The organism is Bacteroides sp. HPS0048 (assembly GCF_964240755.1).
Classification (GTDB): Bacteria; Bacteroidota; Bacteroidia; order Bacteroidales; family Bacteroidaceae; genus Bacteroides; species Bacteroides nordii.
Genome location: NZ_CAXSVC010000017.1, coordinates 39,155 through 63,364, shown reverse-complemented (window position 1 = coordinate 63,364; position 24,210 = coordinate 39,155). Strand labels below are relative to the sequence as shown.

The following is a 24,210-nucleotide window of genomic DNA, read 5'->3' as shown; positions in this document are numbered from 1 at the left end:
CTTTGTTATTAACTTTTTTTAGGTTTACCACTGACTCATAAAAAAGAGAGCGAAAGAAAAACCGATTTTAATGAGTTCTTCTCTAAGTACTTTGAGTGCGCTACTTAATTGATTTCTAACAGATTGTTCGGAGATACCAAGTTTCAAAGCAATTTCCTGATTTGACAATCCTTCTTCTTTACTCATTTCGAATATCATCTTTTGCCGCTTACTCAGTTTGTCTTTGGACTGGAGGACCTGTTCATTCAACTCATTGAAGTTAAACTCACTTTCTGTGGAGTTTTCTCCTCTTTCCGTCGCATCATCCAGTTGAGTTATGTATTCGTCATAAGAAAGTAAGGTGAGCCGGTTTCTCAGATCATTTAGGAACTTATTTTTGGCAATCGTGAAGAGAAAAGAACGAAAAGAATATTCGGGAGATAAGTGCTCCCGCATCTGCCAGATTTTTAAAAAGACTTCCTGCACAATTTCCTCTGCCATCTCTGACGAATGTGTCAGGTTGTAAGCAAAGCCATACAATCTATCTGCATAAAGGTCATATAATTTATTGAAATCGGAGTATGAGCCCTTCTGTAAGCCTATAATGTATTTTTTATCCATATACAGAGAGTGTTTTTGATAGTACGGGCCAAAGTTATGGAAATATATTATAAAGGAAATAAATTCGATTGGGAATTATAATGTTGCTCGCATTAAAAAATCGAATTGATGCAGGTGTATACTGTTGGTTACCTCATTTTCTATGTTGAATTTGTCCAGACTGGCAACATATTCAGGATAGTTTTATCCTATCAGTATAGATGGAGATTAGACATAAGAACATAAGAACAAATAAGCTGTTTATGGAGGTTATACAGAAAATGTGTTCTTTTGTTCTTATGTCTGAAAAATAATAATTAGTTCGTATCTATTCAAAGTACATACTTACTTACGATTTGACAAAGTGACATTCCTGATCCTTTAGAATCCTCTAATTAAGGGAAGGTTTCTTGCAAGTAATAAAAATCTTCGGCATTTCCGGCTTTTATTATTCTTATTTGTACGGTATATGGAGAAAAATGTAACAAAAATATCTTGTTCTTTTGATATTTATTACACAATTTATCTTTATGAGTTTATTTGATTATACTTTTAATAGTTGTGATCGGGGTGGGTTTTACTTTCAGTTAGCGTTCGAAAACGTCTTTTTAGGCGATTTTATTTTTTCTCGTAGAGTCTCGAGTCGTTTCTCTACGAGGTTCGAGTTGTTCCTCGTAGAGGAACCGAACTTATCATACCGGGAAAATTAGGATAACGCGCCGAATAAATGTGCATGATTATCCAATTAAAGAAAGATTATGCGATAGAATACGCATAATAATTGATATTATTATGCATTTTATTCTCTAATTGCAGTAATAATTAGAATAAGGGTGTCATGAAAATCAGCCATATAGGAACAAAAAGACAGGATAACTGCATTTTTCGAAACTTTTATTAATTCCATCACGATATTGCATTCAATGCCACCAATACCGGCTCATCAGTCCATTCGAATTCCGTTTTTAAACTAAATAGCCAACGAACTATAAGATTGTACACTTTTACCATGCAATATTGTACACTCTTGTCATATAAGATTGTACATTCTTGTATAACAAAAGTGTACAATCTTATAAGTGTTGATTATCAGCCTGTTGCAAGTGCATCGCCTTGTAAAGTAGATGAAGTGGTGTATGTCTTTCAGTGTCTTTTTATTCTGATATTTTCTTGTTAGCTCTTTCTTTGCCTAAAATGATTTACAAGTTACTTTATATAACCTTACATTTTTATTGCGTGACTTTTTTATGATTGTCATGAATGCAGAGTGATATATTGGTTCCGTTAATCTGCCAAACCTTACTTTTGGCGGTAAACTAATATACCATAAACATATGAACAATGCAAAAATGATGAAAACGAATAGTGAACTGATGATTGAAGCACGAAATGTAGCTTTTCGTGTTAGTTTTCTCTACACAAAAGAAGAAATAAGACTTTATTCCAGAGCCATCTATGCAGCTTTACTATGGGCTAAAAAGCAATCCTATTATTAACACTTAAACTGAATATACTATGTTTGATGAAATAGTTGACTTAGAAAGTATACACAAACAAAAATGTGAGATATCCGAACGTGAACTGAAGTTATCAGCTCCTAAGCTTAACGATTTAAAACTCATTCCTACAATCTATACCTGGTTTTGTGAATTTCATAACTCAGGGCATTATAAGAATAATGTTGTCCAGCTTCGGAAGCAGTTCGTTTTTATTATTCTTTATCTGTATTTCCCCCAAAAGCTGGCATGTGGAGGAAGGATGCTGAACGGATTGAGGGATACACTGAGTGACGTTATCGGATTGTCTGCCAAAACTATAATTTCTAATGACAGTAATAGGCTAATAGTTGATTATCGAACTTATAAAGATTTTCAGACGAGTGTTGATCAGGCCTATACATTTATTATGGGAAGGTTAGAGGAAAGCAACGTTTGAGTGATCGTATAAGTGGGCATTGGTGGTGGTATTCTTCAATTAAGGAGAGTATCACCACCAATGGCATTTATACTTTAAGCCGATGCTTTTTGTGCATTTCTACCGGTTTTCAAAGTTTATTATCCGGATAGAACGCAGATTAAAGTATTGATATTCTTTCTTTTATATTTGTTCTTTTGCGAAAATTCGCGTTAATCTGCGTTTCAATTAGAAGAATAGTACTCTGTGAAACTCTGTGGTGAGTTTCCTTCTTTTTCATGATTTTATGACTACACTCGGAAGGTCACAGCTATACCCTTCAAATATTTCTTCTCTATCTGTTTACTCCCTACTTTTGTGATATGAAATTACAAGTTCTTAAAGATTTGGAACGCGAAATTTCTTTATAATAATTTATTAATCAATTTTTAAAAATTTAAAATTATGGCACAGTTATCATGGGGAAAACCCACAATTGAATTTGCTGAATGTGATGGTGCAGAAGCACTTAAATTTAAACCATTGGGTTACGATCCGGTTGAAGGTTCAACCAAGTTGACACCTACCAAAGGTGAGAAGAAAGAGGCCAAAGTAGAAGGTGGCGAAGTAGAGGCAGTGAAGTATGCAAAGAGTACTTTTACTTTTGAATTCGAAGTTCGTGCTGCCAAAGGTCGTACAAAACCAATTCCCGATCTTGATGGTGTTATCGAAGGTGAATATGCTTTCCGTCTGATTCCGGAAGATCCGGAATGCGAAGGTATTCTGATTGACCGTTCCATCGTATCTCTGGAAGAAACTTTCGATGCAGCCGAAGGTAAGAAGTGGAAATACACAGTGGATGTGTTGAAACCGGCAGATGGAGCACAGGTAAAACCTTATGTTAAAACCGAGTCTGAAGCCCCTGCGGATCCTGAAGCAGGCAAATAAGCAGATTCATTAGTTAGGTAAGAGCGCCCTGAAAAGCGCTCTTATTTTTTATCATTATAAATATATGGACAAACAAATTGAAATAAATGTGTCTGATGCACTGACCGAAACCCCGGTTCGTTTCAGAATTGGTAAAAGAGACTTCTCTATTTATCCACCCACATTAGGGAAAACGCAGATACTGAAAAAATTATATCTGGAATTGGATATTAATGCCGGTTTATTGGCTCTCAATCCTTTGGCAGAGACAATGAGAGTATGCAAAGAATATCCGGATATTGTGTGCCGCATCATCTCTTATTCTACATTTGCCGATAGAAAGAACCTTCTGAATGTGGAGAAAGTATATCAACGTGCTGTCTTTTTGAAGGATAATACTTCGGTGGAAGACCTGGCTACTATCTTGTCTGTCATTTTTTCGAGTGATAAAACAGAAGAATTTATCAAGTATTTCGGCATTGATGCCGATCGGGAACAGAAAGCACGTATTGGAAAAATCAAGGGAGAAGGTAACAGCCTTACTTTTGGCGGAAAGAGTATCTATGGGCTGTTGATTGATTTCGCCTGTCAGCGTTATGGATGGACGATGGATTATGTTCTTTGGGGTATTAGTTATGTAAATCTGAATATGTTGTTTGCCGATGCTATCACAACGGTGTATCTCACCGATGAAGAACGCAGGCAGTTTGGTAAAGGTGGAGGAACGGTTGTTAATGCAGATGATCCCGGCAATAAGGATTTGGTGAGGAAGATGATAAGTGATTACGATGGATAAAAAAGGAACAGCGCATCCAAAATTTAAGAATGCGCTGTTCCTTTTATATTAGGGATCTATGTGGTAGAAGTTTGGTGCTTCGGAATCATCCATCACAACAATCTTCTTTATTTTTTTTTGCACTTTATCTTTATGGATGTCCCATCTTCTACGTACATTTTTAGTTCACAATTATTTGATGCTAAATTTATAACATCGTATTTTAAAAACTCTTTACCGTCTACAAAACAAGTAATGGTGTTTCCTTCAGCTTTATAAGTGCCACTTCCATTTCCGAAATATCCTTTTCCTACATAGCTTCCGTCCGAATTGAATGTTGCAGATGTTGCTCCAAGAATCCAGATAGTGTATCCATCTCCGGTATCAACCTCAGTTATCTCCCATGTACCAATGAGGGTATTAATGTCATAATTAAACTTTGGCTCATCATCATCTTTAGAACAGGAGGTGAAAACTATCGACAGGGCGATAGTAAGAAATAATAAAGTTTGTTTCATAAGTTTGTATGTTTTAATTAATATTTGGCAAAGTTATTAAAAAATATAATATTGTACAATGTTTTCTTTAAATATTTGAATATTTCATGTTTTTGCTCCACTGTGTAATCTTATATTTCTTAAAATTAGGCTTGTATAATGCTTTTAAGAACGTCTATTCTTTGTTTTAACATATTGATATGTTCCGTTTCATCCTGGGTTAATCCTTTCATATTGATTCCACAATTATAGCTTTCACAGTATTCTGACTCAAGTGAATTTTTATGTCCGTTCTGACATATGAATTTTTCTTGCTCCTTACTTAGTAGCCCACCTTTCACCATTTCAATTTTGCCCGTGTCTGGAAGAGAAGATAATTTATTGATGATTTTCTGCATTAATTCTAAATCATCCGATTTATAATAATCTGTTTTGGTATCAAGTATATCAATGGCCAGATGAATGTCCTTATCGCATAATTCCAGAATTTTACTTGCACTAAAAAGTTTGCAATTCTCAATTAGTGTTTTGATATGAGTGCTGTGGGATTGGTATTTTTCATATACTTTAGGGATCACTACTTCTTTAGGGAAGATAGCGATGAGTTTTTCGATGGTGTTAATTGTCCCTTTGTACGTTTCATAATTTCTGTCATACTCAACATATCTTTTCAATAGATTATCAATTATTTCTATTTGTGGATTTTCTAATAAGAATTCGACCCATTCATCAGTGATTGCTACATCTTTATTGATTTTACTTATAATGTGTCTTCTATTTATTTCTTTATCTATATCAAATTGGCTAATTATTTCATTGGTTTTAATAACAGAAGGACTTTCTTCTTTGTAGTCTATCACACATGCTGTGCCCATAGCTGATACCATAAACATGGATTTGTCTTTTCCGGAGATTTCGTCAAAATCAACTTTAAACCCTATAATCGCATTGGCTCCTACGGTCAGTGCTTTTTGTTTCAGTTCTTTGGATGCTTCATTGTATATGATTTCCAGCTTTCTTTTGTACGAATCGGAGCGTCCTCCGAAAAAATCGGTAAATGAAGCTGCAAAATCAGAGAAGATATTTGTACCTATTACGATGTTTGAACATATTACATCAATATATTTTTTGATAGGGCAACCTTCTATATTGTTGGTAGTGGAGATCATAAATGTGCTTTTCATAACTGTATTTTGTTTGAGTGTTTATTTCATTATTTATCTATTATTGGACTTGCTTTTGATTCATTTGTTTGTGAACAACTGGTAATAAGAATCGATAGCAGTGCGAATAAAATAGATGTAACTTTTTTCATAGTTATAATTTGATGAAACATTATTAGGTACAAAGAAAAAATTACTAATTCCTATTTAACCTTTCTTGCTTTTACTACCTTTGTGATGTCTTTATCAAATTGAAATTCAATTTCATTTAACTCATTACCTCCCATTCTGTTTTTTGCTCTGAATTTGTGTGTCATCTTCCATCCTATGAATTCCGGTTGAAAGCTATTTTTAGAAGCATATATAATGTCTTGGTAATGTTTGAATTCAAGCCATAATGCTTTCCATTCTTTAGCTTCTTTTACTTTGCTGTCATTTGATTCTTTTTTAGATATTATCTCTGAATACTTATCTAAATACTGAATATGATAATCTGCATCGGAGGTAATATTAATATTACCATATCCCGATTGATTTATTTTTTTTGCAATTTTCTTTAACTTCTCAAGTTCTGGTTCTAATTTTTTAGGCAACTCCCATTTCGTTTTTGCCATCGTTATTTCTGAAAAAGATACAGGTGAGTAACTGTCATAATCATCCAGTGTTTCTTTGAAATATTCTTTAATAACTTTTTTTGCTTTTGATTCATTTGTTTGTGAACAACTGGTAATAAGAATTGATAATAGTGTAAGTAATATAAATATGACTTTTTTCATAACTGTTTGTTTTTTGTTCAAAACTACATAAAATAATATTGTAATCAAAATAATTTGTGACAATTGTTCTATTGTCAAGCTTCTGTGATGTAAAATATCTATAATTGGGTAAATACAAGATATTTTTGCTCATTATTAATTTAAGAGTTAGATATATGGCAGAATTAAATTTTGACGTTGCGGGTAATAATACCGTTTTTATTAATCAAGTAGAACAGATGCGTGTTGTGATTCAAAACACATTTTCAGAGTATCAGAAAGGAGGAAAAGAGGCTATGAAAATGAACGATAAGTTGTCTTTTTCATTTGGTAAGATCTGGAAATCAATTGATGGTACTAAATTACATATTGGGTTTTATATTGCTAAATATTAGTCAATAATAATTATTCGGTAAATCATAATTACTGTATATTATCTCGTAATTTGAATTTATGATTCGTTGATATCAATCTGTCCTAAATCTTCATAATCACGTTTGACTTTAATTAGATCCATGGGTTTGAATAATATAAGTTGTTCTTGTCATAGTACCATAACAGTTTTTGGCTCCTACATCAAGTTTAGTTAGACATGTGTGTAATCTTCATCTATGGACTTTTGCGCATGAATCCTGGAGATGCAAGAACAAAATAGTGTGATTATTGATAAAGGAAATAATCTATTCATAATGTTACTCTTCTTGTATTTCCGGAATAATATAATTATCATAATATTCCTTTGCCGTTAATATTTGATATTTATGTATCGGAGATAGTTCAAATACAAAGTATCCCTTATCGCCATTTACTTTTACTTTTACTTTTGAAGAGTTTAAAATTTTATTAATAAATTCAAGGGAAACCATTGATACTGACACCTCTTTGCACGTGTTAATACGTACGAATGTTTCAACTCTACGATTCGGTTCAACGGCTAAATTTAATATTTCTCCATCATCAAGCAGAAATTGAATCTTATCAATAAATAACCAATCTTCTCCAGAATAGGTGTTTTTAACACCAAATTTTTTATAATCCTTTTTTTTATATACATAAGCAAAATCAATATAATCCATTGTTGAATTGCCTAAAAAGTGTGCGGGACTTTCATCGAAGTAAACCATGCCTGCATCTCCAAATTCGTCATATTTTGCATAGTTTGTCATAAAATCAATAGCATTAATTCTTAGATAAGACATGTCTGAGAACGTACGTAAAAGTATATAATATTTGTGGGGAATGTAAAAAATGCCTGAGTTGCTGTTTGATTCCGGCTCTCCGCACAAAGAAATTAGTTTGTCTTGAATCGGTTGAAACATATTACCTTTAAAATTTAATCGTATGGATTTTATAATGCCATATTTGTTTTTTTCATATTCCATGGATGTAAAAAAAGGATTATTCTTGAGTTTAATGTTTCCCTCTTTATCAAGTTTTATTTTCTTTTTGTATTCATTGTAAGCAGTGATATTATCACCTAAGCCTATTTCCTGATTAATGCCAAATTCTTTTAAGAATTCAACAAAAATATGTTTCGATTTGTCATTAGACATGGCAATCAAATGGTCTTTTTCTTTGTTAAAGTTTTGCGTAAAGGCATAATTACTAAATAAGATCAGTAAGGCACTTAATAATAGATTTTTTTTCATGATTATCTTATTGCATATTTTTTTCAAATATAATTTTTTTTCTTGAATTTACAAAAGCTTTTCGATATTTCATAAAACATTCCATTATTTGCAACAGATTATAAGGCCTTTTTCTTTTTATTGTGACAATCTTTCTAATGTCACATCTCATCTTAGTAGATTCTTCTTTGATCCGAAAATACCAGATATTTTTGTTCAGTATTAACTTAATTATAAATAGTATGGCAGATGTAAATTTTAATGTTGCAGGTAATAATGCTGATCTGATAAAGAATGTAGAGCAGATACGCATTGTGCTTCAAGGCATATATTCCGAGTACCAACAGGAAGGAAAAAAAGTAATGTCTCTTAATGAAAAGATCTCTCTTTCCTTTAAAAAAGTTTGGAAAGAGATTAATAAAACAGAGTTACTAAAAAGTTTTATTAGTGATGTCGTTAAAGTACGTGGTGAGTTCCAACAACTTGAAGTATCTTTTAAAACATTATTGCAAAGCAAAGGGGAGGCAGATGCATTAATGTCTCAAATAATGGAATTGGCTGGTACTACTCCTTTTTCTGTAACAGAATTGGGGGCTGGTGCAAAACAATTGATATCTTATGGGTTGGAGGTAGAATCGGTAAATGATACTCTTACTCAATTGGGAAATATTGCCTTAGGATTGGGGGTTCCACTTGAACAGTTGACAACTCTATATGGAAATGTAATGTCACAAGGAAGCTTGTCTTTTTCTGAACTTGAAAAATTAAATTCTTCAGGATTTTCTCTGCTTCAAGAATTGGCAAATACATGTGGGACTACTACGGAAAGTATGAATAAAATGATTTCTGCCGGAGAAATAGGATTTCCGGAAATTAAGAAAGTTATTAATGATTTGACTAATGAAGGTGGGAAGTTCTATAATTTAATAGAAGAGCAATCTGAGACGATTGTAGGAAAAGTTAATAATTTAGGGGATGCCTGGAATATTATGTTGAACAAAATAGGGAAATCACAAGGAGTAGCTATTAATGGTTCACTTGATATTGCTAAATATATGGTTGAGAATTATGAGGAGGTAGGACGTATTTTAATGAGCTTAGTGGCTACTTATGGGATTTATAAGGCTGCTACTATCTCTTATTATGCTATCACTAAGACTTATGGAATTTACGATATAGCTACAAAGGAACTACAGTTTGCAGCTACGATGAAAAATATTGCAGCTACGAAAATATTGTCTGTTCAGCAAGGTATATTGAATAAAGCAATGCTTGCTGGTCCATTTGCTCTCATGGCGGCTGCTTTAGTCGGCGTATCTTATGCGATATTTAAGGTTGCTACTGCTGAAACGGAACTGGAGAGAGCTCATAATCGTTTAGGTGAGGCTAATTCTGATGTAGAAAAAAGTGTTGCTTCAGAGATTTCCAAACTATCCTCTTTGGAGAGAAGGCTTGCAGAAACAAAGAAAGGAACAGAAGAATATGAAAAGATAAAGAAAACCATTGTAGATAATTACGGTCAGTATTATCAAGGAATTGACGGTGAGATTGATCGGATTGGAAATCTTTCAACCGTGTATACTCAGTTGGTTGAAAATATGCGTATGTCAATAGGACAACGTCAATTTGAGACTTTCTTTAAAGCGGAACAAGATAATTTGGATAAGACTATTAGTGAAAAATTGGATGTTGCCTATAACTCATTGCTTGATAAGTATGGACAGAATAAAGGAACTAATTTATATAAACAGTTCTTTGATAGTGCGATGCGTGGTGAAGCGCTATCTCCATCTATTATAAAGGATTTAGAAAATACAACATTCTGGGATGTTAAATGGGGGAGTAATGCAAAAGATGGATTAGTTGATTTCCGGAATAATATACTGGGACTGCGTTCGGAGATAGCAAAAGAGATGAAAGCTACCGAAAACATAATTGATGAGTATAAAATAAAATTTCGGATAACTGACGAAGATTTTGCTAATATGCTTATTGGTAATACAATTACAAAGAGTACTAATGTACCAAAGGAGAACAAAAGTTTGAGTCAACTTATTACTGATATAAAAAATGCCGGGAAAAGTGTCAGCGATCTTCGCGAACAGTCGAAAAAAGGAATTATTAATGATGATGTGTTAGAAAGCGCTATAAAAAAAGTTGACGCATTGAAAGAATCCTTTAAATTGAAGACAGGTAAAGATTTTGATGGGCAGAACGAGCAAATTAATAAAACCCGTACTCAGCAAGAACGTCTGAAAGAAGCAGCATTAGAGGCGATCAAAGCTCGTAAAGAAGCTGAAATAAATTCAGAGTTGGAGTATCAACAAGAAATGATAGACTTAAAAGAAGAGGGAGAGGAGAAAGCCCTTGCCCAAATTCAATTAAATTATGATAAGCGATATTTAGAAATACAGAGAGAAGAGCGTGAGTTATTGCAAAAATTACAAAAGGAAGAACGCGCTTTATGGGAAAAGGATAACCCAGATTGGGAAACCAATAAGAGGACGTTCACGCCAAAAATAACAGCTCTGCCGAAAGAAAATGCCAAGCCCATACAAGCGAAGTATTCAAATGCTTCTATAAAAAAAGATCAAGAAACGAAAGTGTATTTTGAGTCCCAAAAGCAGACTATGAATGAATTTCTTGCAGCGTATGGCGATTATATGCAAAAACGGCAAGCTATTATTGACCTTGCGGAAGCCAAAAAGAAAGGAAAGAGTAAAGTTGAGCAAGCTATTATTGAGGCTGAAACACGTCAAGCTTTATCCAATTTGGATATTGAAGCTATCAAAAGTACGAGTGCTTTTGGTAAGCTGTTTTCAGATATGAGTACGCATAGCGTAAAAGAACTAAGAAAAATAGCAAGTGAAGCAGAAGAAGCTTTGGCTTTTGTTAAAAACGGTGAATGGGATCCGGAAAAAGGTAAGAGTTTGGATATGACCGAGGCAACATTTAATGTTTTAAAAAAAACGAATGCTGATGGGGCTGATAACGGAACATTAAAAATAATTGAAGACGGTATAAAGAATGTAAATCGAGAAGTCGATACCTGTGAAACTTCCTTCAATAAAATGGGTAAGGGCTTTAAGAAAGCTTTTGCCGCCGGAGCTGATGCAAAAACAGTACAGGAAGGACTTGCCGAAATAGAACAGGGGCTTAATAGCGCCATGCAAGCGGGGCAGTTTCTATCCAATACACTGGCGGGCATCGGAGATGCTTTCGGCAATGATACTATGTCAGGTATAGCCGATGGTATTGGCGTGGCGATGGATGCCGTAGGTGGAGCGATGGACGGCGCCAAAGCAGGGGCTGCTTTCGGACCTTGGGGTGCTGCTGCGGGTGCTGCTATTGGTTTAGTGTCTTCACTTTCTTCTTCTCTTGCCAAGATACATGATGCTAAAAATGAGAAGCGTATACAGGCCATGCAGGAACAGGTAGAAGGGCTTGAAAAATCGTATGATAATCTTGGAGAGGCTATTGAAAAGGCATACTCGACGGATGCATCGGAGCTCATTGATCAGCAGAATGAATTGTTGGAACAGCAGAAGATACTTATCCAGGGGCAGATTGCCGAAGAAAAGAATAAAAAGAAATCGGATAACGGACGTATCGAAGAGTGGCAAAATCAGCTTGAATCCATTGATAAGCAAATCGGAGAAAATAAAGAGAAACAGCTTGATGCCATAATGGGTAGCGATCTTAAATCTGCCATCGATGAATTTGCACAGGCGTATGCTGATGCGTGGTCGGCGGGAAATGACCGGGCGAAGTCTTCTAAAGATCTGGTGAAAGACATGATTAAACAGATGATTATGGAATCGCTGAAAGCTGCTTCTTCAAAACCGATGGAGGAATTACGGAAAAAGCTCGCCGATTACTACAGCGATGGTATTATTTCCACCTGGGAACGTGAACAGATAGAAAAAGATGCAGAAGCCATTACAAAAGAACTGGACAGCAAATATGGCTGGGCGGATGAATACTTGAAGGGAGAAGAGAAATCTACTTCTCAGGCAGATTCTTCTAAAGGTGGTTTTGAAAGCATGTCGCAGGAGACGGGGTCGGAACTCAACGGACGATTCACTGCCTTGCAAATATCTAATGAAGAGATAAAGAACTCTATGCTACTCGTATTGGGCAATTTGTCTTCATTGTGTACTACTGCATCCGACGGGAATATTCTTTTGACGGAAATGAGGAACCTGGCAGTGATGTCTAACGGACACCTGGAGGATATAGCAAAGCACACGAAAGTGCTATTGGGGTTTGGAGATAAGCTTGATAGAATAGAACAAAATACAGGAAGACTATGAAAACGGTAGATGAGATAATGAAGTCAGCCTCTTTGTCCGGGGCATGTAGCAAATCGAATGGTGTGAGTGATTGGAAAAGCCTTGTGTGGCTGTTTTTTACTCCGCAAGGGCGTGAGTTTTGTGAAGAGAATAATTTTCCGTCATTGGAGATGTTCCGGGAGATGAGTAGTGAAGTTGCCGCATACGGGGTTTACGTGGATGCAGGGCCGGTCAATACATGCAATGATGAGAAGGTAGCATTGATTGGTGATACGGAGGCCGAACTGGTGTTCACTGATAATACCAAAGTACATAAAGTGATTTTGATGCACGGTGCGAAAGCGAGAATTACTGCCTCTAACTATGCAGTGATTCTGTTGGTGAACGTAGGGAATTGTGAAGTGGAAATAAATAAGGACGAAACAGTAGTGATATTATGAAAGAGAAATTGATTATAAACGGTGAAAATGCCGATGAAAAATGGGGGATCAGTCTGGGTGAATCTTCACTCTCTGAGCTTATGACGCCGCCTGCTAATAAGGCATTTATTGAGAATGAGAGTCGCTTGCAACACGGAAAGCAGATACTTGTAGCCAATCCTAAAGTGGAGGCAAGGAATCTGACACTTCAACTCAACCTGACGGCAGCAACTAAAAGTGCTTTTTTTGATAAATATAATTTGTTTTGCAAAGAAGTACTTGCTACCGGAGTATTGAACATCGAAACCGGATACCAGGAGGAGGTTGTATACAAAACGATCTATGTTTCGTGCAGCCAGTTCAGCCAGTTTATGCAAGGCATTGCTAAATTCAGTTTAAAGCTTATAGAGCCGGATCCAAGTGATAGAATGAACAAGAAACCAACCTCTAATGATGAAGCAATATGATAGAGATAAAACATAGAGATGGAGGCAAATGCGAAAGCGTTGAAGCCAATGTCGGCAGTAAGCGTAAGTTTACGCTGATGAAGGAAGATTATGTCACTCTGAAATTCAGTACAAAGGAGCCTGTACAACTGAAGTTGGGGGATTTTGTAGAGTTGCCGGATGATACTACCGGTATTTTTGAACTGGTAGACATACAAAAACCAACCTATAACAATGCTACTTGTGGATATGACTATGAGCTGAGGCTGGATGCTTATTACTGGAAATGGAAAAACAAAGTTTTCATGTTTGTTTACGAAAAGACAGTTGGCGGGAAAACAGAGTATATCCGGAAAGAGACTTCATGGAGCCTTACCGCTACCTTGGAAACCCATCTGAATGCCTTGCTGAAGAACCTGGTTGCTCTGGATTATAAATACAAGGATGAACACTTTAGCATTGATATTGATAGTACGGTAGAGCAGTCTGCCAAATTGATCACCTATGACAACATGAACCTGATTGATGCCCTTAATAAGATGGCAGAAACATGGGAATGTGAGTGGTGGATAACAAATAAATCTATTCACTTCGGGCGTTGTGAGTATAATGATCCTGTAGATTTTGAATTTGGTGTTAATGTGGCGGAGATGAGCCGGCAGGATAGTCAGTCGGTATTTGCCACCCGTGTTTATGCTTTTGGGTCTACTCGTAATCTGCCAACTGACTATCGGCCTGCTGATGAAGCGGTAGTTGTGGATGGTGTTGTGCAAAGACGGCTGATGCTTCCTGCCGATACGCCTTATATGGATGCTTATGAGGGGATGTCTGCTGAGGAAGTGGTAGAAGATGTAGTGGTGTTTGATGATGTTTATCCGCATAGAATAGGCACAATAACCGATGTAGTGACGCATGTATATATAGATGAAACGGAGGGAAACGGGGAGAAGCCTGTCTATAAAAAATGGAACGCATTCCGATTTAAGGATGGAGGTAAGTACAACCCGGAAGATAAGAAAACGGATACTGCCAATAAACTGGTCTTTTCTAAAGATTATAGATTACCGGGGCAGGAATTGCATATCATTTTTCAGTCCGGTGCCCTGAATGGAATGGACTTTACAGTCATATTTAATCCTTGTGATAAAGAGGGTGGGGAAACTCCTATTCCGGATCGGTTGCCTAATGGTTCGTGCAATCCTCAGGCTCAGGTATTCGAGATAGTGCGCAATGATAATTTCGGACGTGAATTGCCGGGAGATACTTTGGTACCCAAAGAAGGAGATATCTATGTGCTTTATGGATATGATACTAAGTTTGTATCTGTCGGACTGATGGGTGATGCCGAAAATGAATTGAAGCAGAAAGCTCAGAAGTATATAGAGAAGACCAGGCAAGATCCGTCTGTCTATACCTGCAAAATGAATTCCACTTATATTTATAATGGCGGGAAGTTGAAGAGTTTTGAGGTGGGTGCCAGAGTGAACCTTATCCATCCGGCATATATTGAACAAGGGCGGATTTCACGTATTATCGGGTTTGAATATAATCTTGACCTTCCTTATGATTCTCCTGTTTATACCATAGGTGAAACAGCTTCTTATTCTCGTTTGGGAGAATTGGAAGGTAAACTGGACTCGTTGACTTACAAAGGACAGACGTATACCGGAAGCGGCGGCAGTGGTGTTTATCTGATTACTTCGAGTGACAAAACAAAACCCGGAGATCGGAATGCTTATTCGGCCAAACGTGCATTGAGCGAGTTTATTAATAAGAAGCAAGATGATGAGGCAGACGGGCTTATTACTTTTTTGAAAGGATTGACTTCTGAAGGATTGGCACAGTTTAACAATGGGCTGTTGGTGAAATCGGGTTCTGCACGTAATCAGCTTTTGGGTGCGTTGATAGAACAGAACGATGGTGGTGACGGCCTTGTAGCCAATATCATCGAAGAGAGTGATGATGATTCACAGCCCCTTTCTGTTGCATTGATAGAAGTTCCGGCAAGTGATGGAGCCACCACGCTTGGCGGGTTACGCAATGTAGACGATACTGCCGATACATTTTCGGATACGGATGATATTCTGGTTCGTAAAGCCGGTACGAAAGAGTGGGCTGTAGAGAGATTAATACGTAGCGGCTGGATTCCCGTTAATACAACTTCCGAAAGAGATGCACTTGATACCTCTTATCTGCTCAAAGGATGCGTGTGCTATGTGTTTAATGAGGATGCACTATATAAGTGGACAGGAACTGCCTGGGAAAAGAAGGAGTTAGGCGGAGGAGGCTCTACCGGGATACAACGTAATGTACGTATTACAAATAACCTTGATAGCAAGAATATCTCGGTAAGTAAAGGGGAACCTTGCCTTTTGAAGTTCACCTTTGTTTCTCAGGAACGCTATGACTCCGGTGAAGCTTATGAAGATACGGGAGAACGTGGAGTGTGCCTGATATCAGTGAAGAGCAGTAATAGTGATGAATATGCAGTGGTCAAACAGCTACCTGTTAATTCTGCAGTTCCAACTACTATTGATGTAGCTGAGTTTTTGACTTCCGGAGTTAATAATGTGATGATTAAAGTGACGGGAACAGTGACGGAGGTTACTACACCGGCATTTGTGTACACCGTTCAGCTCACTTCATTGTCTGTTGATGCCGGTAACTTTAAATGGTGGACAGCTTACACCGGTAACGTGACACTTCCTCTTTATATTGGTGGCAATGTATCTAAAACTCTGTATGTAAATATATCCGGTACAGATTATAATGAGTCTTATGAGGTGGCTTTAGGTACAAGTGTATATGTGGAAACTGCTTACAATTATGCCATTCCTCATCCCGGAAAGACCGGAGTGTTCCGAATATCTGCTTATGTGTCAAATTCTGATGGGAGTATAAGGACGAAGACGGTGTCTTTCAATGTAATTTGTGCTGTTCCGGGCGAACAAGTCAAGTTGGTGGCAGTGAATAATGCATTGGTCAAAGCTATCAACTGGTCCGAGAATACTCTGTTTGAGTATGCCATGTACGATGGTGATAATGTGACTACTTCTGCACAGTTTGTAGTGAAGCAGGATAGTATGTCTGTATTTACCTCAACCGAGGATAATATTGCCTGTTCGACTAAACATACTTTCTCTTTTCCGATGGAAATTGAAACAATGGATAACACAGATTTTGAAATTGTGATTCATATTCTGGATGGAGAAATGGAACTGGTAAGTCCGATCTCTTTCTCTGTGAACAATTCTTTGGGATATTCTGCTGTGGCAGGTTCGGTGTTTTATATGAATCCGAAGACACGTTCCAACAGGCAGGAAAACTATAAGTCGATCATCAATGAGGTAGATGGTTCCTGTATAACCGGAGTCTGGAAAAATCTGAACTGGGGTAATGATGGTTGGATGACGGATGTGGATGGAAATAAAACCCTCCGGCTACTTGCAGGATCTATGCTGACAATGGACTACAAACCTTTTGAGGTAGAGTGCGCACGCAAGGGTAAAACCATTGAAGTGGATTACAGGATTGATAATGTGACGGATTATACGGAGCCTGTTATTACGATTTCATCTGCTTCGGGAGATTCCTTTGTGGGGCTTAATATATATGCCGATGAGATTATTATGCATTCTCAGTCACTCAAAAATGAGGATATACAGAGCTTGCATACATTTGAAGGAAAACGTACACGTCTGGCACTGACTATTCTTCCGGATGCATACGGGAACTCCGGATTCAATCTGTGTATTCTCTATGTAAACGGAGTGAAGAATCGTGAGTTTACCTATGAAAGTAATGATTACTTTGCGCATAGTGGCGGTATTGTCATTGGATCTGAATATGCGGATGTGGATATTTATGGAATACGTGTTTACGACTCCGGATTGACCTCACAGGGGGTGATGACCAACTATATCAACTGGCTATCCGATATAAATGAGAAAACGGCCGCCAAAGCAAATAATGATATTTTTGACTCAAATGGTTCGGAGATCGACTTTGAAAATACGAAAGATCAGTTTAATGTGATAGTATATGACAACACGATTCCTTCTATGGCCGACCAGACCTCGCGGGTAGGTACACTGGAGGTATTTTTCTACGATCATCCCGACTGGAATGTGTCAATCAGCAATGTGACAGCCAAAGGACAGGGAACTTCTTCTATGAAGTACTGGATATGGAATACCCGTTATCAGCTCGATAAAGTGAATTCTGTGGTAACACATGCCGATGGGACTACTTCTGCAAAGAAGTGGCAGATGACGCCTTTTCTTCCTGCAGGGCAGAAGTTCACGGCAAAGAAGAATTTTGCTTCCTCTATGCATTCACATAAGATAGGTTCGGTGAATTCTTATGAGGACCTGTATCGGGAAGTGGGCTTGCTGAATGAGGCGATGAAGACAGAGAAATATGCAAATGCACGTGTGGCTGTTTATCAGATTCCATTTGTATGCTTTGAAAAACAGGTAAATGATGAGGGTGAAACGATTTATATATTCAGAGGGTTGTATACTTTCGGACCGGATAAAGGGGATAAATATACGTTTGGATTTGATACGGATCTGTTCCCGGATCTTTTGAGCATTGAAGGATCGGATAACTCTCCATTGTGTACTTTGTTTCGCGTCCCGTGGAATAACAACGTGTTTTACAACGAAGACAAAGAGGCATGGCAGTATAATGGTGCAAATTCATGGAACTTCGGTGAGGGGGAACTGGATAAAATCTCTAAATTCATTCCTGCTTATAATATGGTTTATCAGTGTTCTCCACGTCTGAAACCCTTTAATGGCACATTGGATGAGCTGAATGCCCAAGTGATAACGTACCGCAATGAGCCTTGTGAATTTTGGATAGCCAAAGAAGGGGATGTAAACCTATATAATGTGTACTATTTTGAGTCCTCACAAAATAAATTTATTCCTTCCGATATAGGTAATGGCACGATAAACCTTGTCTCTCAGCTTGTGGATAAAGGGTATGGATTGGGGGCTACCGATCTGGAAAACAAAACGGGCGATGAACTGAATATGCTTTTTGTCAATGCCCGTATTGCTAAGTTCAGGAAAGAAGTTTCGCTGTATTGGGATGTGGAGGATACGTTGTTCTTTATGAATAATGTAGAATTTAATGCAGGTACGGATGAGCGTGCAAAGAATACGTACCCTTACTGTTTTGGAACGGAAATATCGAAGTGGAGATGGCGTGTAGATGATGCGGATACTCGTTTTGATACCACCAACCGGGGATTGCCGGACAAAGAATATAGTGTAGAAACACATGATGTGGACAAAACGGGAGCTTCCATCTGGAACGGTGAGACAAACAACTTCTTTAATCTGATGGAACTGGCTTTTCCGGATGAGAAGGTAACAAGTATGCGCAAAATGATGACAGCCATGCAAACACTTGGTGGCTTGAAGAGTGGTAATGACCTGGAGAAGATTTACGCATTTTATCAGAAGTATTTCTTTGACAATGCACAGGAGTATTTCCCGGAGAACGCTTATAATGCGGATGCAAAGTATTGTTATGAGAATGGTAAGCTTGCTTATAATGCGGGAAAATACTCCAATGATACCGATCCTATCACACAGAGCCTTGGCGATCATTATCTGGCAGAACAGAGGTGGATAACCAAGCGCATCTTGTATATGATGTCTAAATATAGTTTTGGGACTTTCAGTGCCGGAGGGACAGATACAATCACTGTTCGTGCTGCCGGAAATACCATAAAGTATGAGTTGACTCCGGCTATGGATATGTATCCGGCAATAGCCAATGGTACGTCAATTATCCGGGGGACACGTACGAAGTCCGGTGATGTTTGTGAAATGGAGATAGAGCTGTCCGGGTCCGGTGATCAGCAGAATGCTATTCAGGGGGCCTCTTATCTGCAGGATATAGGTGACTGGCATAATAAGAATGTACAGGGATCGATGATCATTCAGGGACAGATGTTACGTGATATCCGATTGGGTAGTAAGACAGAACCCATTGTCATCTCTATTTCGTCATTGACTATTTCTAATTGCGTATCCTTACAACGGCTGCTATTGTCGAATATATCTACATTGGCCGGTACACTGAATCTGGCAGCTTGTACACATTTGCAGGAGGTACATGCGGATGGAACATCGCTTGTACAAGTTATTCTTCCTGCCGGTGGTGGTTTACGTACGGTGGAGTTTAGTGCATACAATCAATATCTGACGCTGGCAAACTATTCTTTGATGACCAATGAAGGTGTGGGAATTGACTTGTGTAAAGGGATTATCACTGACTTCTTTGTGGTCGATTGTCCACGCATTGATCCGATGAGGCTGCTTGTAGATATAATGAATACACAAGATGATCAGGGAGGAGCACATGCTTTGAAGCGCATACGTGCCGTTGGATTTGATGAGAACTATGAGAGTTCGGAGATGTTGGATAAACTGGTACAACTGGCGGATGGCTCCTATTCTGGTTTGAGTAGTGAAGGACTTTCCGGTGAGGACGACTATCCGGTGTTGGACGGCACGTTGAATATCAATGCAAATTGCTATGAAGATTCTATTGAGGCTTTGAGGAATACATTTAAGAAGTTGGTATTGAATATAACGGGTGAATATTTTATTAGGTTTACTGATCCGTTGTTAGCTCAAATGATGATTTCAAGATATGATACTGACAAAGATGGAGGTATAAGTGCATCAGATGCAAATCAAATCACTCAAATACCAAGTGAATTTTTGAAGGGTAATCAGGAAATCAAATCATTAAAAGGATTTGAAAAATTAACTAACTGTACTTTATATGGTAATATAGCTTTTGAAGGGAGTAGTTTAGAGGATGCTTATTTCCCTCCTAATTTGGTAACTATAAGAAACAGATGTTTCTATAAGAGTAAAATTAAAAAAGCTAACCTGCCCGATTCTGTTACTTACTTAGAAACAGGTGGAGGTAATATGTATATGCCTTTCTATGATTGTTCTGATTTAGAGGAGTTTACTATGAAGGACTTTATATACCATGCTACTGCTAATAAAGGTTTCGTAATGAATGGTGGGTTCAGTGATTGCACTAATTTAAAACGATTCAAAATGAATTCTTTTACACTTACAGCAGACAATCCTGCAAGTTCTAGTGATTGGCCGTTATTAAGCTTTAGTGCATGTGTGTCGTTAGAAGAATGTGACTTTGGTGAGATAAAGGGTATAGTTAATGCATTACCTCAAAATATGTTTAATCTTACCCCGATCTCAGCTTCATTGGTACCGCCCAATATAATTCTAACTAATTATAGGGCTTATGGTAACTGCTCTAATTTAAAGGTAGTTGTATTTGAAGGCAATATTACCAAAATTGGACAGACTATGTTTGAGAATTGTAATAATGTGACAGTTATTTTCAAATCTATGATTCCACCAACAACTATAAATTATGGAGGGTTGTGGTGTGTGGGTGCCATATATGTACCGGATGAAGCTGTAGACGTATATAAGTCTGGTGTTATGTCCGGATCTGCTTCAATTATATATCCTTTATCTACTTACACAGGATATATGCCTACTAAACTATATGAAGTTAATAACTGATTTCTTTAAAATAATAAAAATATTGATTATGGCTATATTATCATCAACCGGAGTATCCGGTTTCCTCTCGTCGGCAAAAGCTACGGGAAAACAAATATTGAATAAGGCGGGAAAGCTAATCCCGGAGTATATAGAAGATTTTGTGTCCGGCTTTGCCGGGCATGGTTGGAAAATCTGGGAACGTGTGTCCGGTATATGGCGAATAGAAACGGATGAGCTGGTAGTTCGAAGGACAATGATTGTGTTTGAAATGCTGATTAGTAAAATACGTTGTATAAAAGGTGCATTAAATATCTCACAGGGTAATGGTAAGATTAAAACAGCGGAATTGAAGGAAGATGGTAATTGGTATATCACAATTGAAGACGAGATGTCTTTTGTACCCCATGATTTTATCCGTTGTCAGCATTTTAGTAATGTGGCGAAATTCTATTGGGTAGAAATAACTGATATTATTAATGATAACACTACTCTTATTATTCCTGCTACAGAATTTATGGGGTCGCTTGAGTATAAAGATGGAATTGAGTATGTTGGTGGTAGTGGGGAAATGAACATCCCGAAGCCGGGCGATGAAATTATTCAGTTTGGTAATCGAGTAAATAAAGACAGGCAATCTGCTATTTATTTACATGCAGACGAAGGAGGGCAACCTGCTATTGATATCCTCTTTAATATAAACTCGAAAAGCTTTGAGGGTTGCCTTAATATGAGAATGGGAGGAAGCATACCGGGTGAAGGCGATATGAAAGGATTCTATTGTGAGAATGGTATGATAAAAGGAACAGTAAATAAACATGTTGTTTATCAGATCAAGCCGGACGGTTCAGCCATGTTCGGTGATGGCTCTGCACAATTTAACGCTGACAAATCCGGGTACATTGCCGGAGGTACAATTTCTTGGGAATGGGATGAATCGAAGGGGAAGTATGTATGTACAATGCAGGATGTAGTTTTGACCTGGGATAACCTTTCAGATGAAGCGAAAGAGAATTTGAAAGGGGATAAGGGTGACAAGGGTAATCCGGGTATGGATGGTATAAATGGTATTAATGGGGAAGACGGAGTCAGCCTTTTCTATAAAGGTGATTTTGATTCGCATCCTGTTAATCCTCAAAATGGTTGGTATTATCGTAATACCACTGATAAGAGATGCTATGTTTATCAAGATGATACATGGTATTTGATGACTGTGGACGGAATGAATGGTAAGGATGGAATGAATGGTATTAACGGTAAAGATGGTTTAAGTATTATATGGAAAGGGGATTCCGCCACTCCTCCTACGACTCCTCAAAAGAATTGGGTATATCGTGATACGGATAACGGTCGGGTATATATCTATAATGGTATGGCATGGGAACTAATGATAGCCGATGGAAATAATGGTGTTAATGGCGCGCAAGGAACTGACGGACTTTCTGTTTTTATAACTTACAATGATGATCCGGATGATCCGGATTTGCCTACTGGTGACGGGACAACCGAAGGTTGGCATACTGATGCTACAAGTGGAGTCGTTTGGATGAGTCAGAAAGTAGCCGAACACGCTTCTTTGGGGACTTGGGGGAGCCCGATACGAATAAAAGGAGAGCCTGGGAACGATGCAGTCATATATGAGATCATAACGCCTGTGGCAGTCATACGCAATCCTAAAAAAGGGATGCCTTATCCCTCTGAGATGAAGTATTCGATAAAGAAGACGATCGGTAACCGATTTGTAAATATAACCACGAATGAGGCCATGACAACCGAAGGGTTAGCCCTTAAATATATAACGCCTATGGACGAAAACTATAGCCCGGAATACCTGCCGTGGTCCATTGAAGATACGATGTCCGCCCAGTACTTTCAAGATGGCATTAAACTGCGTCTGTTAAAAGGTAATTCAATAGTTTCACAGAAGGAACTTCCTGAAGTTGCGGACGGTCTGGATGGTAAACCCGGTGCAAGTGTATACAAACTGGATCTTACTAATGATAACGCCAGTATACCATGCGATCAATATGGAAATCTTCTGAGCCTATCGGATTTGAAGGAACTGGCAAAAAGTACAGTTCAACTATACTTAGGTGCTACCGAGGTTAAAAATGCAATTTACAATGTTAGTTTTGAAACTAATTTCACCGATTATAGTTTTATCACAAATGGTAATGGAATGGAATTCACTCTAAATAATATGTCTGCTGGCCTTGATCCTATGATTGTGACTTTTACTGCTTCCATTTCCGGAGTTGTAGTGGCTACTACTGTAATGACAATAACAAAGGTCTGTGCAGGTGTAGACGGTATTCCGGCTACGATATATTATCTTATATGTTCTCCTTCTTTATTCTCGCTAGACAAGGATGGAGATTTCAAGAATGGGAATACACTCACGATTAAAGCATATAAAAAGACAGGTGTTTCTGATCCTGTTATTTGCGCTGATGGTGAAGTGTTTATTTCGGCTAGAAATGATAGGAGCGATGATCCCGTTACCTCAACTTCTGGAACTTTGACAATATCGGCTGATAGTAATTCATCAAGCATATTAGTTTTACTTAAAAATTCAGAAAGAACCATTATCCTTGATGAAGAAACAATTCCTATTTTAGTGGATGGGCAGGATGGACAACCGGGGTTGGATGCAGATGTTCCGGATTGGTTGAAAAAATGGAATGGCTATGCAACGGAGATTGGTTCTGAATACATTGTTACTCCCACCATGTTCAGTGGAGTAAAAAGTGCCGATGGGACATTGACAGGAGTGGCTCAAGGGAAAGACTGTATTACAATTGATGGAGTAAAACGCTCAGGGATGTTTGGACTTAAAAATGGTGAGATTGTCTTCTCGATTGATGATGCAGGAAATGTAAATACGACAGGTAATATGCTCGCAAGTGCTATAAAAGCATCAGGATTGAATGTAAATGATAATTTTAAAGTTGACAAGGACGGCATAGTTAATTTGACTGGTATCTTTTCGTCTAATAAAGACGGAAATAAGGTAGTGATAGATCCGAATAACAGACATTTAAGAATCGAGGATTCAATCGGAAGGACCATGTGTGTTATAGGTGTGAAATCAAGTTCTGATGCTCAGGAAGGATATTTTAGATCATACAGTTACGCTTATGAGGATGATACTGTGCCAATAAATAGGATTGAGTATTCTGCATCGGGAATATTAGTTAGAAATTATCTATTTGATTTAAATAAACTATACGTTGATTCAAATGGATTTTTAAAACTGCGTGCAGAATAA

Annotated in this window: 15 protein-coding genes; 10 read left to right on the top strand and 5 right to left on the bottom strand. The window is 37.6% G+C overall.

Translation table 11 applies throughout. The features are described from left to right. Window positions 1-24 precede the first annotated feature (24 nt). Window positions 25-600, bottom strand: a complete 576-nt coding sequence (locus ACESQI_RS14190) for an RNA polymerase sigma-70 factor (RefSeq protein ID WP_373126410.1) — start codon at window positions 598-600, stop codon at window positions 25-27. A gap of 1,313 nt (window positions 601-1,913) precedes the next feature. Between ACESQI_RS14190 and ACESQI_RS14185 the strand changes: the two genes are divergently transcribed. From ACESQI_RS14185 to ACESQI_RS14170, 4 genes are all read left to right on the top strand, one after another. Continuing rightward, complete coding sequence (locus tag ACESQI_RS14185; protein WP_002558494.1) at window positions 1,914-2,075, top strand: hypothetical protein; 162 nt, start codon at window positions 1,914-1,916, stop codon at window positions 2,073-2,075. Between the two features lie 19 nt (window positions 2,076-2,094). Continuing rightward, window positions 2,095-2,514, top strand: coding sequence for a hypothetical protein (locus tag ACESQI_RS14180; protein WP_195660188.1), 420 nt, complete (start codon window positions 2,095-2,097; stop codon window positions 2,512-2,514). A gap of 423 nt (window positions 2,515-2,937) precedes the next feature. Beyond that, window positions 2,938-3,420 (top strand): hypothetical protein, encoded by a 483-nt coding sequence (locus tag ACESQI_RS14175; RefSeq protein WP_373126408.1) that lies wholly within the window; start codon window positions 2,938-2,940, stop codon window positions 3,418-3,420. 64 nt (window positions 3,421-3,484) lie between these two features. Continuing rightward, entirely contained in the window at window positions 3,485-4,195 is a 711-nt protein-coding gene (locus tag ACESQI_RS14170) for a hypothetical protein (protein ID WP_373126406.1), read from the top strand. A 107-nt stretch (window positions 4,196-4,302) separates the two neighbouring features. On the opposite strand, the gene ACESQI_RS14165 is transcribed toward ACESQI_RS14170, so the two are convergent. From ACESQI_RS14165 to ACESQI_RS14155, 3 genes are all read right to left on the bottom strand, one after another. Further along, complete coding sequence (locus tag ACESQI_RS14165) at window positions 4,303-4,692, bottom strand: hypothetical protein (RefSeq protein WP_195660191.1); 390 nt, start codon at window positions 4,690-4,692, stop codon at window positions 4,303-4,305. 125 nt (window positions 4,693-4,817) lie between these two features. After that, complete coding sequence (locus ACESQI_RS14160) at window positions 4,818-5,855, bottom strand: YbjQ family protein (RefSeq protein WP_195660192.1); 1,038 nt, start codon at window positions 5,853-5,855, stop codon at window positions 4,818-4,820. A 182-nt stretch (window positions 5,856-6,037) separates the two neighbouring features. Next, complete coding sequence (locus tag ACESQI_RS14155) at window positions 6,038-6,610, bottom strand: hypothetical protein (protein ID WP_373126404.1); 573 nt, start codon at window positions 6,608-6,610, stop codon at window positions 6,038-6,040. 155 nt (window positions 6,611-6,765) lie between these two features. Here ACESQI_RS14155 and ACESQI_RS14150 point away from each other — a divergent pair, with 155 nt between their 5' ends. Continuing rightward, window positions 6,766-6,984, top strand: coding sequence for a hypothetical protein (locus ACESQI_RS14150; RefSeq protein ID WP_373126402.1), 219 nt, complete (start codon window positions 6,766-6,768; stop codon window positions 6,982-6,984). 297 nt (window positions 6,985-7,281) lie between these two features. Here the strand turns inward: ACESQI_RS14150 and ACESQI_RS14145 are convergent, their stop codons facing one another. After that, complete coding sequence (locus ACESQI_RS14145) at window positions 7,282-8,238, bottom strand: hypothetical protein (protein WP_196040093.1); 957 nt, start codon at window positions 8,236-8,238, stop codon at window positions 7,282-7,284. 221 nt (window positions 8,239-8,459) lie between these two features. Between ACESQI_RS14145 and ACESQI_RS14140 the strand changes: the two genes are divergently transcribed. Genes ACESQI_RS14140 through ACESQI_RS14120 form a run of 5 tightly spaced genes read left to right on the top strand, consistent with a single transcriptional unit; the run spans window position 8,460 to window position 24,210 of the window. Then, a complete protein-coding gene (locus ACESQI_RS14140; RefSeq protein WP_373126400.1) occupies window positions 8,460-12,530 on the top strand; it encodes a tape measure protein in 4,071 nt (1,356 codons plus the stop codon). After that, window positions 12,527-12,949, top strand: coding sequence for a hypothetical protein (locus tag ACESQI_RS14135; RefSeq protein WP_278508951.1), 423 nt, complete (start codon window positions 12,527-12,529; stop codon window positions 12,947-12,949). Before ACESQI_RS14140 ends, ACESQI_RS14135 begins: the two co-directional genes overlap by 4 nt. After that, entirely contained in the window at window positions 12,946-13,395 is a 450-nt protein-coding gene (locus tag ACESQI_RS14130) for a hypothetical protein (RefSeq protein ID WP_195660197.1), read from the top strand. The genes ACESQI_RS14135 and ACESQI_RS14130 overlap by 4 nt, the downstream gene beginning before the upstream one ends. Then, window positions 13,392-20,963, top strand: coding sequence for a leucine-rich repeat protein (locus ACESQI_RS14125; RefSeq protein WP_373126399.1), 7,572 nt, complete (start codon window positions 13,392-13,394; stop codon window positions 20,961-20,963). Before ACESQI_RS14130 ends, ACESQI_RS14125 begins: the two co-directional genes overlap by 4 nt. 28 nt (window positions 20,964-20,991) lie before the next feature. Continuing rightward, window positions 20,992-24,210 carry a hypothetical protein gene (locus ACESQI_RS14120; RefSeq protein WP_373126398.1) on the top strand — a complete coding sequence of 1,073 codons (3,219 nt, stop codon included), beginning with the start codon at window positions 20,992-20,994 and terminating at the stop codon, window positions 24,208-24,210.

Excerpts from the sequence above, each read along its gene's own strand:
- ACESQI_RS14125 (WP_373126399.1), top strand. The coding sequence starts at position 13,392 with ATGATAGAGATAAAACATAGAGATGGAGGCAAATGCGAAAGCGTTGAA.
- ACESQI_RS14180 (WP_195660188.1), top strand. The coding sequence starts at position 2,095 with ATGTTTGATGAAATAGTTGACTTAGAAAGTATACACAAACAAAAATGT.
- ACESQI_RS14165 (WP_195660191.1), bottom strand. The coding sequence starts at position 4,692 with ATGAAACAAACTTTATTATTTCTTACTATCGCCCTGTCGATAGTTTTC.
- ACESQI_RS14185 (WP_002558494.1), top strand. The coding sequence starts at position 1,914 with ATGAACAATGCAAAAATGATGAAAACGAATAGTGAACTGATGATTGAA.
- ACESQI_RS14175 (WP_373126408.1), top strand. The coding sequence starts at position 2,938 with ATGGCACAGTTATCATGGGGAAAACCCACAATTGAATTTGCTGAATGT.
- ACESQI_RS14120 (WP_373126398.1), top strand. The coding sequence starts at position 20,992 with ATGGCTATATTATCATCAACCGGAGTATCCGGTTTCCTCTCGTCGGCA.
- ACESQI_RS14190 (WP_373126410.1), bottom strand. The coding sequence starts at position 600 with ATGGATAAAAAATACATTATAGGCTTACAGAAGGGCTCATACTCCGAT.
- ACESQI_RS14160 (WP_195660192.1), bottom strand. The coding sequence starts at position 5,855 with ATGAAAAGCACATTTATGATCTCCACTACCAACAATATAGAAGGTTGC.
- ACESQI_RS14145 (WP_196040093.1), bottom strand. The coding sequence starts at position 8,238 with ATGAAAAAAAATCTATTATTAAGTGCCTTACTGATCTTATTTAGTAAT.
- ACESQI_RS14135 (WP_278508951.1), top strand. The coding sequence starts at position 12,527 with ATGAAAACGGTAGATGAGATAATGAAGTCAGCCTCTTTGTCCGGGGCA.
- ACESQI_RS14140 (WP_373126400.1), top strand. The coding sequence starts at position 8,460 with ATGGCAGATGTAAATTTTAATGTTGCAGGTAATAATGCTGATCTGATA.
- ACESQI_RS14170 (WP_373126406.1), top strand. The coding sequence starts at position 3,485 with ATGGACAAACAAATTGAAATAAATGTGTCTGATGCACTGACCGAAACC.
- ACESQI_RS14155 (WP_373126404.1), bottom strand. The coding sequence starts at position 6,610 with ATGAAAAAAGTCATATTTATATTACTTACACTATTATCAATTCTTATT.
- ACESQI_RS14130 (WP_195660197.1), top strand. The coding sequence starts at position 12,946 with ATGAAAGAGAAATTGATTATAAACGGTGAAAATGCCGATGAAAAATGG.
- ACESQI_RS14150 (WP_373126402.1), top strand. The coding sequence starts at position 6,766 with ATGGCAGAATTAAATTTTGACGTTGCGGGTAATAATACCGTTTTTATT.